Origin of the sequence: Burkholderia cenocepacia (genome assembly GCF_014211915.1) — a bacterium.
Lineage (GTDB): Bacteria > Pseudomonadota > Gammaproteobacteria > Burkholderiales > Burkholderiaceae > Burkholderia > Burkholderia orbicola.
On record NZ_CP060039.1, the window covers coordinates 1730232 to 1747268 of the forward strand.

The following is a 17037-nucleotide window of genomic DNA, read 5'->3' on the forward strand; positions in this document are numbered from 1 at the left end:
CGGAATTTAGGTCGTGGAGGCAGTGTCGATGATCCGGCGCACATCGGCGGCGATGGCGTCGGGCGAATCGCGATCGGTCGCGAGCAGCCGCGCGCGGCCGGTCGCGTCGAAGATGTAGACGGCCGAGCTGTGCGTCACTTCGTAGCCGCCGGACGGATCGCGTTTTTCCATCTGGTACGCGACGCGATAGCGCTTGGCCAGCGATTCGATCTGGCCGTCGGTCCCGGTCAGGCCGCGCGCATGCGCGGCGTCGAACGCGGCGACATAGGATTGCATCGCCTGCGGCGTATCGCGCGCGGGATCGACCGAGACGAACAGGATGCGCACGTCGTCGGCCCGCGGGCCGAGCTTCGCCAGCACTTCCATCAGCCGCGCCAGCGTTTCGGGGCAGACGTCGGGGCAGTGCGTGTAGCCGAAGTAGACGAGCGCGACGCGGCCGCGGAACGCATCGGCGTCGACGGGATGGCCGTCGCCGCCCGTCAGCTTGAACGACAGGTCGGGCAGGTGGCCGGTGACATTGGTCAGGTTCCAGCGCGGCTCGTCGTGCGTGCACGCGGTGAGCGCCACGGCGGCGGCGAAGGCCGCGGCCGTGCGGATGAGGCGGGAGAGGCGCCGGTGCGGCGCGGGGCGGGCAGACGACATCCTGGGGCTCGATCGGACTGGATGGATAGCCGGGGCGCGATGCCATGCGCCGCGCGGCAGGCGGTTGCGACTGTAGCGCAATTCGCGCGCCCGCGTCCTTTCGAAACCGATACGGCGCGGGCGAGCGGGGCAATATGTCGCAGTTGACGCGGCGGCCGATGCGATGTCCGCGCAGCCGCGGTTTCGCCCATCTGGGGGCGCAGGCGCGGTAAGATGCGCACAACTCCATTCGCGCAGTGGCGGCCTGCGTTTGCCGGCCGGCCCTCAGACTATCGAATCGATGCAATCCGTTCCGGCTTCCCTGTCCCTGACCGATACCGCGTTCTTCTTCGACTTCGACGGCACGCTCGTCGAACTGGCGCCGACCCCCGACGCCATTCACGTTCCGCCGTCGCTGCTGACGCTGCTCGACGAATTGTCGCGCCGCTCGCACGGCGCGGTCGCGATCGTGTCCGGGCGCGGGATCGACAACCTCGACACGTTCCTGAAAATGCCCGGGCTGCCGATCGCCGGCCTGCACGGCGCGGAGCGCCGCGATGCGAACGGCGACACGCAGCGTATCGGCTTCAACGACGAACGCCTGCTGCGCATCGAGCGCGAGCTTGCCGGCGTGGTCGACCGCCATCCGGGCATGCTGCTCGAAATCAAGGGCGCAGCCGTCGCGCTGCACTTCCGCAATGCGCCCGAGCGCGAGGCGGTGGCGCGCGAAGCGGCCGAGCGCCTCGTCGCCGACTATGCGGATGCGTATGTGCTGCAACCCGGCAAGATGGTGTTCGAGATCAAGCCGAAGGGCGTCGACAAGGGCCGCGCGCTCGCCGCGTTCCTCGACGAGCCGCCGTTTGCGGGCCGCGTGCCGCTGTTCGCGGGCGACGACCTGACCGACGAGAAGGGCTTCGCGGTGGTCAACGCGCGCGGCGGCCTGTCGATCAAGGTCGGCGCGGGCGAGACGTCCGCGCGCATGCGGCTCGATTCGGTCGACGCGCTGCATGAGCAGATCGCGGGCTGGCTCGGTGCGGGGCAACCGCACGCATGAGCCGGCTCATCATCGTTTCAAACCGCGTCGCGCCGATTTCGGAAGGCGAACCGGCGGCGGGCGGCCTCGCAATCGGCGTCTATGACGCGCTGAAGGAAACCGGCGGCATGTGGTTCGGCTGGAGCGGCGAAGTGGTCGCGTCCGGCGCGCCGCAGCCGCAGATCCGCATCGAGGAGCGCGGGCCGGTGACGTTCGCGACCGTCGGGCTGACGCGCCGCGATTACGACCAGTATTACCGCGGGTTCTCGAACGCGACGCTGTGGCCCGCGTTCCATTACCGCGCGGACCTGATCCAGTACGATCGCCACGAATTCGACGGCTACCGCCGCGTCAACGTCTGGCTCGCGCAGCAGCTCGTGCCGCTGCTGCAGGACGACGACGTGATCTGGGTGCACGACTATCACCTGATTCCGTTCGCGCGCGCGCTGCGCGACGCCGGCGTGAAGAACCGCATCGGTTTCTTCCTGCACATCCCGTTTCCGGCCGCGCAGGTGCTCGTCAACGTGCCGCCGCACCGCGAGCTCGTCGAGTCGCTGTGCGCGTTCGATCTGCTCGGCTTCCAGACCGAGCCCGACCTGCGCGCGTTTTGCGACTACGTCGAGTTCGAAGCGGACGGCGAGGTCGAGCACGACGGGCACACGGTGCGCGTACGGGCATTCGGCCAGACGTTGCGCGCGGCCGCCTATCCGATCGGCGTGTATCCGGACGAGATCGCGTCGCTCGCGCAGGCGGGCGAGCACGGCAAGGCGGTGCGCACGCTCGCGACGTCGCTGCGCGGGCGGCAACTGATCATGAGCGTCGACCGGCTCGACTATTCGAAGGGGCTCGTCGAGCGCTTCCGCGCGTTCGAGAAGCTGCTCGAGCACCAGGCGTCGATCCGCAACCGCGTGTCGTTCCTGCAGATCGCACCGTCGACGCGCGCGGACCTGCGCGCGTACCAGGACATCCGCCTGCAGCTCGAAGCGGAGTCGGGGCGCATCAACGGGCGCTACGCGGAGCTCGACTGGGCGCCGATCCTCTACATCCACCGCCAGTACGACCGTCAGGTGCTGGCCGCGCTGTACCGGCTCGCGCGCGTGGGGTTCGTCACGCCGCTGCGCGACGGGATGAACCTCGTCGCGAAGGAGTACGTGTCCGCGCAGAATCCGGACGATCCGGGCGTGCTGGTGCTGTCGCGCTTCGCGGGCGCCGCGCGTGAGCTCACGGGCGCGCTGATCGTCAATCCGATCGATATCGACGGGATGGCGGATGCGCTGTCGCAGGCGCTGACGATGCCGCTCACCGAGCGGCGTGCACGCTACGCGGACATGATCGCGCAGCTTCGCGAGAACAACGTGTCGGTGTGGCGGGACAATTTCCTGCGCGATCTGCAGCAGGTCTGATCCGATTTATTGCTTGCGCTGCAATTGAAAAAGCCGCCGTGCGCAAGCACGGCGGCTTTTTTGTCGGCGGATACCGGTGCGTCAGGCCACGCGTTCGCCGGTCGGCGTGTTGCCGTCGGGCGCCGCATGATGGCGGCCGTGCTGTTTCGCGAGCAGGTCGCGGTACAGGCCGGGGCGGTTGCGCAGCACGTCGGGCGGGCCGTCGTCGATCACCTTGCCGTTGTTCATCACGATGATGCGGTCGAAGTTGCGCAGCGTCGACAGGCGGTGCGCGATCGCGATCACCGTACGGCCGACCATCAGGCGGTCGAGCGCGCTCTGGATCGCTTCCTCGGATGCGCTGTCGAGCGCCGACGTCGCTTCGTCGAGCAGCAGGATCGGCGCATCCTTCAGGATCGCGCGCGCGATCGCGATGCGCTGGCGCTGGCCGCCCGACAGCTTGACGCCGCGGTCGCCGACGATCGTGTCATAGCCTTCCGGCATCGCCTCGATGAACTCCGCGCAGCGCGCGTCGCGCGCGGCGGCGAGCACTTCGTCGCGGGTCGCGTCGGGGCGGCCGTACGCGATGTTGTCGTAGATCGTCCGGTGCAGCAGCGAGATGTCCTGCGGCACCAGCGCGATCGCGTGGCGCAGGCTGTCCTGCGTGAGGCCCTTCACGTCCTGGCCGTCGACCTTCACGACGCCGTCCTGCGTATCGTAGAAGCGCTGCAGCAGCGCGAGCACGGTCGACTTGCCGGCGCCCGACTTGCCGATCAGGCCGACGCGCTGGCCCGGCTCGATATGAAGGTCGAAGTGGTCGAGGATCGCGCGGCGGTGCGGGTATGCGAACGTCACGCGCTCGAAGTCGACGCGGCCGCCCTTGGCCGACAGCGGCTGCGCGTCCGAGCGGTCGGGCATCCCGTGCGGTTCGAGCAGCGTCTTCACCGCCTCGGACAGGCGCGCGACGTGCTGCGTGACGTCGACGAGCGCGACCGCGAGATCGCGCGTGCCGTGCAGGATCGTGAAGCCGAGCGAGCTGACGAGCACGATGTCGCCCGACGTCGCGCGGCCCTGGTCCCACAGCCACAGCGCCCAGCCGAGCAGGCCGGCGGACAGCATCGCGGTGATCACCGCATGCAGCAGCCGCAGTTTCTCGAGATAGAGCAGGCTCTGCTGGCGCGCGTCCATCTCGGCCTTCACCGTCGCGCTGAAGCGCTTCTGTTCGCGCAGCGTCATCCCGAACGCGCGTACGAGGCCCATGTTGCCGATCACGTCGACGAGCTCGCCGTCGACCGCCGCGGCCTTCGCCGCGAACGCGTGGTGACGCGCCGAGCCGCGGCCGGCGAGCTTGAACAGGATGACGGACAGCACGGCCGAACAGCCGAGCAGGCCGGCCGCCATCAGCGGATTGACGACGATGATCATCAGGATCGCGCCCATCACCGCGATGCACGGCGGCAGCACGTTCCATGCCATCGTGTTCTCCGACGTGTAGACCGCGTTCGACGTGGCCGTGATGCGGCTGGCGAGCGTGCCCGGCTGCTTCTCCGAGTAATACGTCGGCGAATGGCCGATCAGGTACTGGAACAGGTCGCGCCGCAGGTCGCCGGTGACCGCGACGAACGTGTGCGCGGCGACCCACCCGCCGACGCGCCACAGCAGGTTGTCGGCCGCGATCAGCCCGACGAGCAGCGCGAACGCGCTCCACAGGGGGCCGGGGTGATGGCGTCCGGTCGCCAGCACGTCGATCAGGTGCTTGATCGCATATTGCGAGCCGAGCGCGCAGCCGACGGCGGCCAGCACGCTGCAGAGCACGACCAGGTGCGCGACCGGGTGGAGGCGGATGTAGCGGAACAGGAACGCGATCGGCCGGTGCGCGTAGCTCGACAGCTTCGCGTTGTGGGCGTTGCGCTGGGCAGGGGTGAGAGATTCCAAAATATGCGTGCGGTGATTCGGTGATTGAGCGTGGCGGCTGGATCGCAGGCCGACGTTCGCTCGGACTGAATAATCCGGCATTGTAAACAAGGCCGCGCGTCGCGCTGCGCGAATCTTGCCTTGGCCAGAGGCTCGCGATCGATTTTGAGATAAAATCCGGCATCCCGTCGTGCCTCGTGTGCCGGAATCACGTTGCCGGCAGCTACGGGTTAACAAGGATCGCCAAAACGGCCTTCCACTCTAGAACGGACACCCGAGTCCGCGGGTTGCAAAGTGTTGCTCCTTTGTAACAAAGTAAAGTGTTTGAAATGTCGTGCGCCGTATCGGGATTAACCCTAGATAATCGGCTCCGGGTTCGATTCCAGGTTTTTTACGAACCCCTGTCAACGGGTCTTCGTTTCAAACGTTCTATGCCTGTCGCGTCGCCGACGCTCCTTGCGCAGCGCGGGTTCGACGCCCCCGGCAGGCTGATTCGTCCGAGGTTCGGACGATATGTATCCAGCCCGGACCACCGGCAGGTTGCCGACCCTTACCTGGTTTTTTGCCGATTTTTTAGGAGTTACGCATGCGAATCGCCCAAATCGCTCCGTTGCATGAAGCGGTGCCCCCGAAACTGTACGGTGGTACCGAGCGAGTGGTGTCCTACCTCACCGAAGCACTCGTCGAGATGGGGCATGACGTCACGCTCTTCGCGAGCGGCGATTCGCAGACCTCCGCGAAGCTCGAAGCGTGCTGGCCGCAGGCGCTGCGCCTCGACCCGACGATCCGCGACGTGATGGCCCCGCACATGCTGCTGCTCGAGCAGGTGCGCCGCCGCGCGGAAGAGTTCGACGTCCTGCACTGCCACATCGACTACTACCCGTTCTCGCTGTTCTCGCGTCAGCCGGTCCCGCATCTGACGACGATGCACGGCCGTCTCGACCTGCCGGAACTGCAGCCGATCTTCAATGCGTTCAGCGACGTGCCGGTCGTGTCGATCTCCGACAACCAGCGCATCCCGCTGCCGCAGGCGAACTGGCTGTCGACCGTCTATCACGGCCTGCCGGAAAACCTGCTGACGCCGATCCCGAACGTGAAGCCGAGCTACCTCGCGTTCCTCGGCCGCATCTCGCCGGAAAAGCGCGTCGACACGGCGATCCGCATCGCCGAGCAGGCCGGCCTGCCGATCAAGATCGCCGCGAAGCTCGACAAGGCCGACCGCGCGTACTACGAAGAGAAGATCAAGCCGCTGTTCGCGCTGCCGCACGTCGAGTACATCGGCGAAATCAGCGAGTCGGAGAAGACCGAATTCCTCGGCAACGCGCATGCGCTGCTGTTCCCGATCGACTGGCCGGAGCCTTTCGGCCTGGTGATGATCGAGGCGATGGCCTGCGGCACGCCGGTGATCGCGTTCAAGCGCGGCTCGGTGCCGGAAGTGATCGACAACGGCGTGTCGGGCTTCGTCGTCGAAGACGAACTGTCGGCCGTCGCCGCGCTCAAGCGCCTCGATACGCTGCCGCGCGAGAAGGTTCGCGCTGCGTTCGAAGCCCGTTTCTCGTCGAAGGTGATGGCGCAGAACTACGTGAAGGGCTACGAGGAACTGCTGCGCCAGAAGCGCCGCACGGTGCTCCGCGAAGTCAACGCAAGCTGATTGCGGGCCGCCGCCGCATGGCGGCGCGCGGTCGTCACGACGCCCCGTCCGGGTTCTCCGGCGGGGCGTTGTCACATCTGCGGCGCGGATGTGTTGTATTCTCGCCGCGCCCGGCGCCGCGAACGGCCCTCGAAGCGGCCCGGCACGCCATCCGGCCATCTGTCCAGACGGTAATGTCCCTATAATGGCCGTGCCGTGAAATCCGGCCCAGTATGAATATCCAGAGGAGAGCAGTCTTGGCGAGAACGAAAACCACGCGCGCAGCGCCGGCCCCCGGCGCCGGTGTGATCTTCGCGTTGCGCGCGATCGGTCTCGTGCTGCTCGCGCGCTGGCTGTTCTCGATGTCCCAGATGGGCTATCGCGCGTCGCTGTCGGCGATGGTGTCGTCGCCGTGGGCATTCCTCTACCTCATCCTGATCTTCCTGCTGCTGGCGCTGCCGGGCGCCGCCGCCCGGGCCGAGCGGCCGTTCCATCCGCTGCCGCAGTGGCTGCGCCAGGCGCTGCGCGCGTTCGCGCTGATCGGCTTCCTGTTCGCCGTGTGGTCGATCGGCGCGTTCACGTGGGCGGCCGGCTGGCGCCGCGCCCTGCACGCGGTGACGGCGACCAACGGCTGGCTCGTCGCCGCGCCGGCGCTCTATGCGGCGATCGTATGGATCTGCCGGCCGCGGCCGCTGTGGCGGACCAACGTGGCCGCGCGCCGCTTCGCGGTGGGCCGGTATGCGATTTCGCTCGACGTGCTGACGCGCACCGCGATCGTCTGGATGGAAAGCCGCAAGGTCGGCCAGTACGATGCGCGCGAACTGTCGGTGCGCTGGCCCGGCCGGGTCGCACCCACTGCGCCCACCGCGCCCACGCCCGCCGCGGGCGAGCAGGGCGCGCAGCCGGCGGTCGTGCCGCCGCGCCGCGGCAGCCTGTTCAATCGACCGAAGGTGGAACTGCTGTGGGATTCGCCGGCGGCGGTCGGCCATAACCGGCAGATCGTGATGCGCGCGCCGCTCGCGACCGAAGGCGACCGCGTCGCGGTGCTCGCGCTCGACGCGGCGCTCAAGCAGATCGTCTGACACGGCTCGCGCACCGGGCGCGGGCGACAAGGAGGCGCGATGATCGTCCGCTGGTTGCTGGCTGCCATTCATCTGAGTGCGTTCGGCGTCGCATTCGCCGCGATCGCGGCGCGTAACCGTGCGTTGCGCCGGCTCATCGCGTCGGCGCAGCCAGCCGATTTGCCCGGCGTGTTCAAGGCGGATGCGGTCTGGGGGCTGTCGGCGCTCGTGCTGATCGCGACGGGCCTTGCGCGGGCGTTCGGTGGTTTCGAGAAAGGGGCCGCGTACTACGTGCACGAACCGCTCTTTCACCTGAAGATGACCGCGCTCGTGCTGCTCCTGCTGCTCGAAGTCGTGCCGATGCTGGGGCTGATCCGCTGGCGTATCGCCGCGCGGCGGCAGCAACCGCCCGATCTCGGCCGGGTGCGCACCTATGTGCGGATCGGCCACTGGCAGGCGGTGCTGGTGATCGTCATCGTGTTCGCCGCGTCGGGGATGGCGCGGGGGATCGGGCTGGCCGGGTAGGTGCGGTCGGTTAGGGAGGCCCGGTTAGGGAGGCCCGGTTAGGGAGGCCCGGGCGCCCGGTCAGGATCGTCGCGGGGCGACCGGCCGGCCGCGCGTTCGCGAATTCCGCTTTTGCTTCGCCGGTCTTTCCCGGCCGGCGATCGCCGATACACGGGCGAATCGCCTCATTCCATTCCGACCGGGCGACCCTGCCGCCCGGTCCGTCCCACGCTCAGCGTACGAGGCACGGGCGCTTGTTGTTGAACGTCCAGCCCGGGATCAGATACTGCATCGCCGCCGCGTCGTCGCGGGCGCCGAGGCCGTGCTGCTTGTACAGCTCGTGCGCGAGCGCGACCGCATCCATGTCGATGTCGATGCCGAGCCCCGGCCGCTTCGGCACTTCCACCAGCCCGTTCTCGATTTTCAGCGGCTCCCGCGTCAGCCGTTCGCCGTCCTGCCAGATCCAGTGCGTATCGATCGCGGTGACCTGGCCCGGCGCCGCGGCCGCGACGTGCGTGAACATCGCGAGCGACACGTCGAAGTGGTTGTTCGAATGCGAACCCCACGTGAGGCCCCAGTCGCGGCACATCTGCGCGACCCGCACCGACCCCTGCATGGTCCAGAAGTGCGGATCGGCGAGCGGGATGTCGACGGCGTGCAACTGCACCGCATGGCCCATCTGCCGCCAGTCGGTCGCGATCATGTTGGTCGCCGTCGGCAGCCCCGTCGCGCGGCGGAATTCGGCCATCACCTCGCGTCCCGAGTAACCGTTCTCCGCACCGCACGGATCTTCCGCATACGCGAGCACGTGATGCTGATCGCGGCACAGCCGCACGGCTTCGTCGAGCGACCATGCGCCGTTCGGATCGAGCGTCACGCGCGCGTCGGGGAAACGCTCGGCGAGCGCCGTCACGGCTTCGATCTCGCTGGCCCCTTCGAATACGCCGCCCTTCAGCTTGAAGTCGTTGAAGCCGTAGCGCGCATGCGCGGCTTCGGCGAGCCGCACGACGGCTTCGGGCGTCAGTGCGGCTTCGTCGCGTACGCGCGTCCAGTCGTCGGTCGCGCCGCGGCCGTCGCGATAGGGAGCGCGGTCTTCGTGCGGTCGCCGATGTAGAACAGGTAGCCGAGCATCTCGACCCGTTCGCGCTGCTGGCCTTCGCCGAGCAGCGCGGCGACCGGCACGCCAAGATGCTGGCCGAGCAGGTCGAGCAGCGCGGCTTCGAGCGCGGTGACCGCGTGGATCGTCGTGCGCAGGTCGAAGGTCTGCAGCCCGCGGCCGCTTGCGTCGCGGTCGGCGAAGGTGCGCCGCACGTCGTTGAGCACCGCATGGTAGTTGCCGACCGGCTGGCCGACGACGAGCGCGCGCGCGTCGTCGAGCGTGCGGCGGATGCTTTCGCCGCCCGGTACTTCGCCGACGCCCGTGCGGCCCGCGCTGTCCTTCAGGATCACGAGGTTGCGGGTGAAGAACGGGCCGTGCGCGCCGCTCAGGTTGAGCAGCATGCTGTCGTGGCCGGCGACCGGAATCGCTTGCAGGTCGACGATGCGCGGCGTGTCGTGGGAGGGCGAGGCAGTGACGGCGTTCATGGGCGGCGATGGCGAAAGAGTGGGCGATGCCGCGCGGCAAAAGCTTTGCCGCGCGCGGCGGGAGGTGCGATCATTCGACAACCGACGTGCGCGGCGCGCAAGCCCCGCATGTCGACGCAACCCGAATGGGGTGGAAGCGACAACCGGGCCGGCGGGGCACAGAACGCGAACGCGGGTCGATCGTCACGCACGGGACCCGGGCGGTGCTGAACAGCCGACCTGAGTCGACAGGAGATCCGTGCGCCGATCATCAGTCGTCGGATGACTTGTGACGCAGTATAATGAATCATCTGCTTTCGCTCAAACCCCGCGTAAACCCTCGGCTCACATTACGATCATTCAAAAAGGAACCGGCCACATGTCCGTGCCTACGCTTCCCGCAGCGCCGCGCCGTCGCGCACGCAGCCTCGCACAAGATGTCGTCGACGCGCTGACCGCGCAGATCGAAAACGGCACGCTGCGGCCCGGCGACAAGCTGCCGACCGAAACCGAAGTCATGGCGGCGCAGGGCGTGAGCCGCACGGTCGTGCGCGAGGCGATCTCGCGGATGCAGGCGAGCGGCCTCGTCGAGACGCGCCACGGCATCGGCAGTTTCGTGCTGGAGCCGTCGCGCCGTCAGACGCTCGGCATCGATCCCGCGACGATCACGACGCTGCGCGACGTGCTCGCGGTGCTGGAGCTGCGTATCAGCCTCGAAAGCGAGTGCGCGAGCCTGGCCGCGCAGCGCGCGAACGATGCCGACCTCGCCGCGCTGCGGCGCGCGCTCGACGCGATCGCGACGGGCGCGGGCGGCGGGCGTGACACCGCGCAGCTCGACTTCCAGTTCCACCTGCAGATCGCGCAGTCCACCGGCAACCGCTATTTCGTCGACATCATGACGCAGCTGGGCACGTCGATCATTCCGCGTACGCGGGTGAATTCGGCGCGCTTTGCCGGCGACGACCTCGAGCGTTACGTCGGCCGGCTGAACCACGAGCACGAGGACATCTACGAGGCGATCGCGCGCCACGATCCGGAAGCGGCGCGCGCCGCGATGCGCACGCACCTCACCAACAGCCGCGAGCGCCTGCGCCGCGCGCACGAGGCAGCCGAGGCCGAGGCGGGCTGACGTTGCGTGACAGGGCTCGCGACACGGCGGGCCTACCTGGATTGCCTTAACATCAGTCGTCGTACGAGGTCGGCATGGCCGCCGCGATCTCCAGGCCAGGCGGCGCTCCCGCCGCCGGCCGTCCGCCTGCCTCGCCGATCAGCCTCCCTTCGTCACGATCGTCTTCCACGCGCCGTTCTTCACCTGGTACAGCGTCGACATCCCGCTCTTCAGCGAGCCGTCGTTCGCGAAGGAGATGCGGCCGGTCACGCCTGGGAAGTCGATTTTCTTCAGCGCCGGACGATAGGCCTTCGGGTCGGTCGAACCGGCCGCCTGCATCGCCTTGATCGCCGCCCACGCCGCGTCATAGCCGAACTGCGCATACGACAGCACGTCGACGCCGAAGCGCTTCTTGAAGCGCGCCTCGAAATCCTTCCCCTGCGGCAGCTCGTCGAGCGGCTGACCGTATTCCCACGCCATCGCGCCTTCGGCAGCCGGCCCCGCGATCTTGATGAACTCGTTGTCCTTCACGCCGCCGCCGCCGACGAATTGCGCGTTCAGCCCGAGCTGGCGCATTTGCTTGATGAAGTTGGCGGCGAGCGAATCGAGGCCGCCGAAGAAGATCAGGTCGGGATTCTTGGCCTTCAGGCTCGTGATCTGCGCGCGGAAATCGACCGCCTGGTTGCTGGTGAACTCGCGGCCGATGAGGTTGCCGCCGGCGGCCTTCACGGCCTTCTCGAATTCGTCGGCCTCGCCCTGGCCGAACGCGGTGCGGTCGTCGATGATCGCGATGCGCTTCGCCTTCGTCACCTCGACCGCGTACTTGCCCGCGTTGCCGGCATTCTGGCCATCGGTCGCGATCACCATGAACATGTTCGCGAGCCCGCGCGACGTGAGCGTCGGGTTGGTCGCGGCCGGGTCGATCACCGGAATGCCGGCCTTGTCGTAGACCACCGACGCCGGAATCGTCGTCCCCGAGTTGAAGTGGCCGACCACGACCGACACGTTCTGGTCGACCAGCGCCTGCGCGGCCTGCACGCCGATGCGCGGGTCGGCCTGGTCGTCCTGCACGACGAGATTGAAGCGGGCGGGCTTGCCGGCGATCTGCACCTTCTGCGCGGCCGCATCGTCGAGCGCGAGCTGCACGCCGTTTTGCAGATCCTTGCCGTAGCCGGCGTTCACGCCCGTGAGCGGCGCGGCGAAGCCGACCTTCACGTCGGTTGTATCGGCGGCCTGGGCAGCCTGTTGCGAGAGAAGGGCAAGCGCGGATGCAATCGACACCGACAGCAGGGAATGACGGAATTTCATGTTGTTCCTCTTGTTCGACACCGGCGAGTGGGTACCGCGCGCGCCTGGGCGGGCCGGGCGCGTGCGACGGGCGGGCGGTTTGACCGCTTCTCGGAATCGGGCGGGGAGGTCGGCATCGTGATCCTCGGAAACATCTCCCGTCAGGCTCCGCGAAGAGCCCCGATTGCTTCGATATATAGGTCGCCGATATGCGCGGGTCTTGGAAATTTGTCGCGCATTCGATGCGGATTTGCGCATAGCTTCCGCGCGTGCGCGGGCAGCCGGTATCGGGAGTTTCCCGTCGCGAACGCAACGGGTGCAGAGAAGGGGACGGTGCGGGCAAAAACGCGGCGCGGCCCGTCAGAAGGGCCGCGCCGCGCGTGGGTCGACGTCAGTCGGACAGGGCGTCCGCCGTGGCTTCGGCGTCGTCGTGCGACGCGGTCGTGCGGATCAGCGGGTCGCTGGTGCTGGGGCGGCCCGTTTCGACGTGGCCCGCGAAGCGGCGCAGGAAGCCGAGCAGGCGGCCGTCGCTGACGGTGAGGTCATACCAGCCGTGGCTGCCGCGCAGGTCCCAGTAATCGTCGACGTGCGCGCCCGGCGCGAGGTCGAACGTACGCGCGTGACCGTGGCCGTACGCGTTCGTGACCTTGAGCCGCACGGCCTTGTGGCCGCGGTTCATCAGGCGCAGCGTGATGTTGCCGTTCGCGACGTCGTAGCCGTAGATCACCTCGGGGTTCACGTTCGCGCTGCCGACGCCGGTCGCAAACGGGCCGCGGAAATGGCAGTAGAAGCCGTTCGGGCCGTAGACGTCGAGATCGTACAGGCCGAGCGACGCGGCGGCGCTCCACGTATCGGCGATACGTTTGCCGGCTTCGACCGTGTACGTCCACGGGCCGTCGACGCGGTTGCGCGACTGGACCTGGAACGCGGCGCCCGCCCGGCCCGTGTTCGCGAAGGTCAGCCGGAACTGGCCGTTGGCGGCTTCGACGCGGCCGTGCACGAACAGCTCGTACGGCAGCGCGCGCGCCGGACGCAGCCCGGCTTCCTGTTTCGGCAGCTTCTGCAGCAGCGGCGGCACCGGGATGTAGTCGGGATGGCGCACGCGGTCGGGCGGCGCGTAGCCGCTGGTGTCGGGCAGCGTCGGCCATGCGGCGTCCGCGGTCGCGAACTCGAACGCCGACGTCAGGTCGCCGCACACCGCGCGGCGCCACGGCGACACGTTGGCGGCCGTGACCGGATACTGCGCGCCGAAGCGCGCCTCGATGAATTGCAGCAGCGACGTGTGATCGAAGGTCTGCGAGCAGACCCAGCCGCCCTTGGTCCACGGCGACACGACCAGCATCGGCACGCGCGGCCCGAGCCCGTACGGGCCGGCCATGTGCGACGCGTCGCCGGCGAACACCTCGTTGGTCGTCGCGACCGTCGACAGCCCGTTCTCGCGCGACTGCGGCGCGAACGGCGGCGGCACGTGGTCGAAGAAGCCGTCGTTTTCGTCGTACGTGATGAACAGCGCGGTCTTGCTCCACACGTCGGGATTCGACACGAGCGCCTTCAGCACCTGCTCGATGTACCACGCGCCGTAGTTCGCCGGCCAGTTCGGGTGCTCGGAATACGCTTCGGGCGCGCAGATCCACGACACCTGCGGCAGCGTGCCGTTCTTCACGTCCTGCTGCAGCACGTCGAACAGCGTGCCGCCGGCGCTGACGTTGGTGCCGGTGCGCGCCTTGTCGTACAGCGGCGTGCCGGGCAGCGCGGTGCGGTACTGGTTGAAGTAGAGCAGCGAGTTGTCGCCGTAGTTGCCGATGTACGGGTTTTGCGTCCAGCCCCACGAGCCGTTCGCGTCGAGCCCCGTGCCGACGTCCTGGTAGATCTTCCACGACACGCCGGCCTGCTCGAGCACTTCCGGATAGGTCGTCCAGCCGTAACCCTTTTCCTCGTTGCCGAGCACCGGGCCGCCGCCCGTGCCGTCGTTGCCGACGTAGCCCGTCCACATGTAGTAGCGGTTCGGGTCGGTCGAGCTCGGGATCGCGCAGTGGTACGCGTCGCAGATCGTGAACGCGTCGGCGAGCTGGTAGTGGAACGGGATGTCGTCGCGCTTCAGGTACGCCATCGTCGTGGTGCCCTTGTTCGGCACCCACTGGTCGTAGCGGCCCTTGTTCCAGGCGGCGTGCATGTCCTGCCAGCCGTGCGGGAGGTCCTGCAGGAACTGCAGGCCGAGCTTGTCGGCGCCCGGGTGGAACGGCAGCAGTTCGGCCGGGCCGACCGGCTGGTGAAACACCGACTTGCCGTTCGCGAGGCGCAGCGGGCGCGGGTCACCGAAGCCGCGGACACCGCGCATCGTGCCGAAGTAGTGGTCGAACGAGCGGTTCTCCTGCATCAGGATCACGATGTGTTCGATGTCGCGGATCGTGCCGGTGCGGCGGTTCGCGGGAATCGCGAGCGCATCCCGGATCACGGGCGGAAACAGGTTCAGCGCGGCGGCGCCGGCAGTGCCGGCGGCGACGCGCAGGAAGTCACGACGGTTCGATCGGGTCATGGTCGTTATCGTGGGGTAAAGAGGGAGCCGATTGGCGGGACCTGCGGGAAGGGCGCGCACCGGGTCGCAGGATGCGGCTGCGCCGGTGCGTGCCGCCGCGAGCATAGCGAGGAATCGGTGTCATTCATGTGAAGTCCGGAAACGTTTGCACGGGCAGCGGACCGGCATCGGGATGCGGCGTCAGCAGGTCGGCTGCAACGGGACAGCGGGACAGCGGGACAGCGGGACGGCGGGACGGCAGGACGGCGGCGCGCCGCAGCAGCGCAGGACAGTGCCGGCGCGTCAGGCGTCGGTCACCCACGCGCCGAACCATTCGCTCGGGCGGGCGATCTCGTCCTGCGCGGCGACGAGTTCGAGCTCGTAGCGTCGCGCGTCGTAGGTGGCCTTCACGACCGCGTGCACGGCCGCGAGCGTGTGCTCGAACGCGGCGCGCACCGAGTCGCCGCGCAGCCGGCACGCGACGAAGATCGCGCTGGTCAGGTCGCCGACACCGACCGGGTGGCGCGGAAACGCATACAGCGGCCGCTGGCCGATCCACGCTTCGGTCTCGGTGACAGCGAGCATGTTGAAACGGTCGGCCGGACTGTTGCGGTCGTGCAGGTGCTTGACGAGGATGATCTGCGGGCCGCGGCGGATCAGCGCGCGGCATGCGTCGACGGCTTCGGCGACGGTCTCGATGCGCCGCCCGGCGAGCTTCTGCAGTTCGGTGTGATTCGGCGACATGCCGTCCGCGAGCGCGGGCACCTCCTCCACGATGAATTCCTCGACGCCGGGCTCGGGCCGGATGCCGCCCGTCTGGCCCATTGCCGGATCGCAGAAGTACCACGCGTTCGGATTCATCGCCTTTACCGTGCGCACGATCTCGACCGCCGCGCGTGCCTGCGGCGGCGAGCCGAGGAAGCCGGAGAGCACCGCGTCGCACCGCTTGAGCACGCCGATGGCGGCGATGCCGTCGACGAGCTGTTCCATCTTCGCGGCGTCGATCGCGCTGCCGGCCCAGTGGCCGTACTGCATGTGATTCGACAACTGGACGGTGTTGAGCGGCCAGACGTTGATGCCGAGACGCTGCATCGGGAACACGGCCGCGCTGTTGCCGGCATGGCCGTAGATGACGTGCGACTGAATGCTGAGGACGTTTTTCATGGGAATTCGCCTGCACGCGTTTCAGGGTCACGTCACACGATACCCGAGTTCGTCAACCGCGCGGAAGTCGCGCGGCCCCGGAGTGTTGCGCGGCGTCGTCACGCGACCGCGTAGAATCGCGGGGCGCGAGACAGCCCCGCTGCGGCCCGGCCGCCCGCGCGCATCCCCAATCACCGTGATCGCCATGCTTTCGATTTGCAAGATGTTGTCCGTCGCACGTGCCGCCGTGCTCGGCGCGAGTGCCGCCGCCGCGTGCGCGATGCCGGTTGCGGCCGTTGCCGCCACGCCCGCCGCCAACGACGGGCCCGCTTACGGCCCGCGCCTGGAAGGATTCGCGTATCCGGCGCCCGTGCATGAGTACGCGTTCGTGTCGCAACGCGAAACCCTCGAGATGGCGTATCTCGACGTACAGCCCGCGCACCCGAACGGCCGCACCGTCGTGCTGCTGCACGGCAAGAACTTCTGCGCGGCGACCTGGGAGGACACGATCGGTGTGCTGAGCCGCGCCGGCTATCGCGTGATCGCGCCGGACCAGATCGGCTTCTGCAAGTCGTCGAAGCCCGAGCGCTACCAGTACAGCTTCCAGCAACTCGCACGCAACACGCACGCGCTGCTCGAATCGGTCGGCGTGAAGTCGGCGACGATCATCGGCCACTCGACGGGCGGGATGCTCGCGATCCGCTATGCGCTGATGTATCCGAAGGCGACCGACCAGCTCGTGCTCGTGAACCCGATCGGCCTCGAGGACTGGAAGGCGCTCGGCGTGCCGCCGCTGTCGGTCGACTACTGGTATGCGCGCGAACTGAAGACCAACGCCGACGGCATCCGCCGCTACGAGCAGTCGACCTACTACGCGGGCAAGTGGGCGCCGTCGTACGAGCGGTGGGTGCAGATGCTTGCCGGGATGTATCGCGGCGCCGGCCGCGACGCGGTCGCGTGGAATTCCGCGCTGATCTACGACATGATCCTCACGCAGCCGGTGGTCTACGAATTCGGCGCGATTCGCGTGCCGACGCTGCTGATGATCGGCGACAAGGATACGACCGCGATCGGCAAGGACGTCGCGCCGCCCGACGTGCACGCGAAGCTCGGCCGCTATCCTGAGCTCGCGAAGCGCACGCAGGCCGCGATTCCCGGTGCGCAGCTCGTCGAATTTCCGGCGCTCGGACACGCGCCGCAGATCCAGGACCCGGACGCGTTCCACAAGGCGCTGCTCGACGGGCTGGAGGCCGTGCACCCGCAGTGACGGGCAGGT

12 protein-coding genes and 1 pseudogene are annotated in these 17037 nt (G+C 68.2%); 7 read left to right on the forward strand and 6 right to left on the reverse strand.

The genetic code is table 11. The features are described 5' to 3' along the window. Positions 1-6 precede the first annotated feature (6 nt). On the reverse strand, positions 7-642 hold the full coding sequence (locus SY91_RS08260) for an SCO family protein (protein ID WP_023475442.1): 636 nt from the start codon (positions 640-642) through the stop codon (positions 7-9). A gap of 280 nt (positions 643-922) precedes the next feature. Here SY91_RS08260 and otsB point away from each other — a divergent pair, with 280 nt between their 5' ends. After that, a complete protein-coding gene (gene otsB, locus SY91_RS08265; protein WP_006476462.1) occupies positions 923-1675 on the forward strand; it encodes a trehalose-phosphatase in 753 nt (250 codons plus the stop codon). Further along, positions 1672-3057 carry an alpha,alpha-trehalose-phosphate synthase (UDP-forming) gene (gene otsA / locus SY91_RS08270; protein WP_023475441.1) on the forward strand — a complete coding sequence of 462 codons (1386 nt, stop codon included), beginning with the start codon at positions 1672-1674 and terminating at the stop codon, positions 3055-3057. The genes otsB and otsA overlap by 4 nt, the downstream gene beginning before the upstream one ends. Before the next feature lie 81 nt (positions 3058-3138). On the opposite strand, the gene SY91_RS08275 is transcribed toward otsA, so the two are convergent. Next, on the reverse strand, positions 3139-4971 hold the full coding sequence (locus SY91_RS08275) for an ABC transporter ATP-binding protein (RefSeq protein WP_023475440.1): 1833 nt from the start codon (positions 4969-4971) through the stop codon (positions 3139-3141). Positions 4972-5536: 565 nt separating this feature from the next. Between SY91_RS08275 and SY91_RS08280 the strand changes: the two genes are divergently transcribed. From SY91_RS08280 to SY91_RS08290, 3 genes are all read left to right on the forward strand, one after another. After that, positions 5537-6601 (forward strand): glycosyltransferase family 4 protein, encoded by a 1065-nt coding sequence (locus SY91_RS08280; RefSeq protein ID WP_006476459.1) that lies wholly within the window; start codon positions 5537-5539, stop codon positions 6599-6601. 236 nt (positions 6602-6837) lie between these two features. Beyond that, entirely contained in the window at positions 6838-7662 is an 825-nt protein-coding gene (locus SY91_RS08285) for a hypothetical protein (RefSeq protein ID WP_043886995.1), read from the forward strand. A 39-nt stretch (positions 7663-7701) separates the two neighbouring features. After that, the gene (locus SY91_RS08290) at positions 7702-8166 is read left to right on the forward strand and encodes a DUF2214 family protein (protein WP_023475437.1); all 465 of its coding nucleotides are present in this window, start codon (positions 7702-7704) and stop codon (positions 8164-8166) included. Between the two features lie 211 nt (positions 8167-8377). Here SY91_RS08290 and gudD read toward each other — a convergent pair. Then, positions 8378-9729, reverse strand: a pseudogene (gudD, locus tag SY91_RS08295) (glucarate dehydratase). 358 nt (positions 9730-10087) lie between these two features. Between gudD and SY91_RS08300 the strand changes: the two are divergent. Beyond that, positions 10088-10837 carry a FadR/GntR family transcriptional regulator gene (locus SY91_RS08300; protein ID WP_011544971.1) on the forward strand — a complete coding sequence of 250 codons (750 nt, stop codon included), beginning with the start codon at positions 10088-10090 and terminating at the stop codon, positions 10835-10837. Positions 10838-10975: 138 nt separating this feature from the next. Here SY91_RS08300 and SY91_RS08305 read toward each other — a convergent pair whose 3' ends face one another. The 3 genes from SY91_RS08305 to pdxY form a co-directional block, all read right to left on the reverse strand. Beyond that, on the reverse strand, positions 10976-12124 hold the full coding sequence (locus SY91_RS08305; protein WP_012328174.1) for a branched-chain amino acid ABC transporter substrate-binding protein: 1149 nt from the start codon (positions 12122-12124) through the stop codon (positions 10976-10978). A 370-nt stretch (positions 12125-12494) separates the two neighbouring features. After that, entirely contained in the window at positions 12495-14639 is a 2145-nt protein-coding gene (locus SY91_RS08310; protein WP_023475435.1) for a phosphocholine-specific phospholipase C, read from the reverse strand. A gap of 282 nt (positions 14640-14921) precedes the next feature. Then, complete coding sequence (pdxY, locus tag SY91_RS08315; protein ID WP_011544974.1) at positions 14922-15782, reverse strand: pyridoxal kinase PdxY; 861 nt, start codon at positions 15780-15782, stop codon at positions 14922-14924. Between the two features lie 184 nt (positions 15783-15966). On the opposite strand from pdxY, the gene SY91_RS08320 reads away from it, so the two are divergent. Beyond that, a complete protein-coding gene (locus tag SY91_RS08320) occupies positions 15967-17028 on the forward strand; it encodes an alpha/beta fold hydrolase (protein WP_027813499.1) in 1062 nt (353 codons plus the stop codon). Positions 17029-17037: the final 9 nt, after the last annotated feature.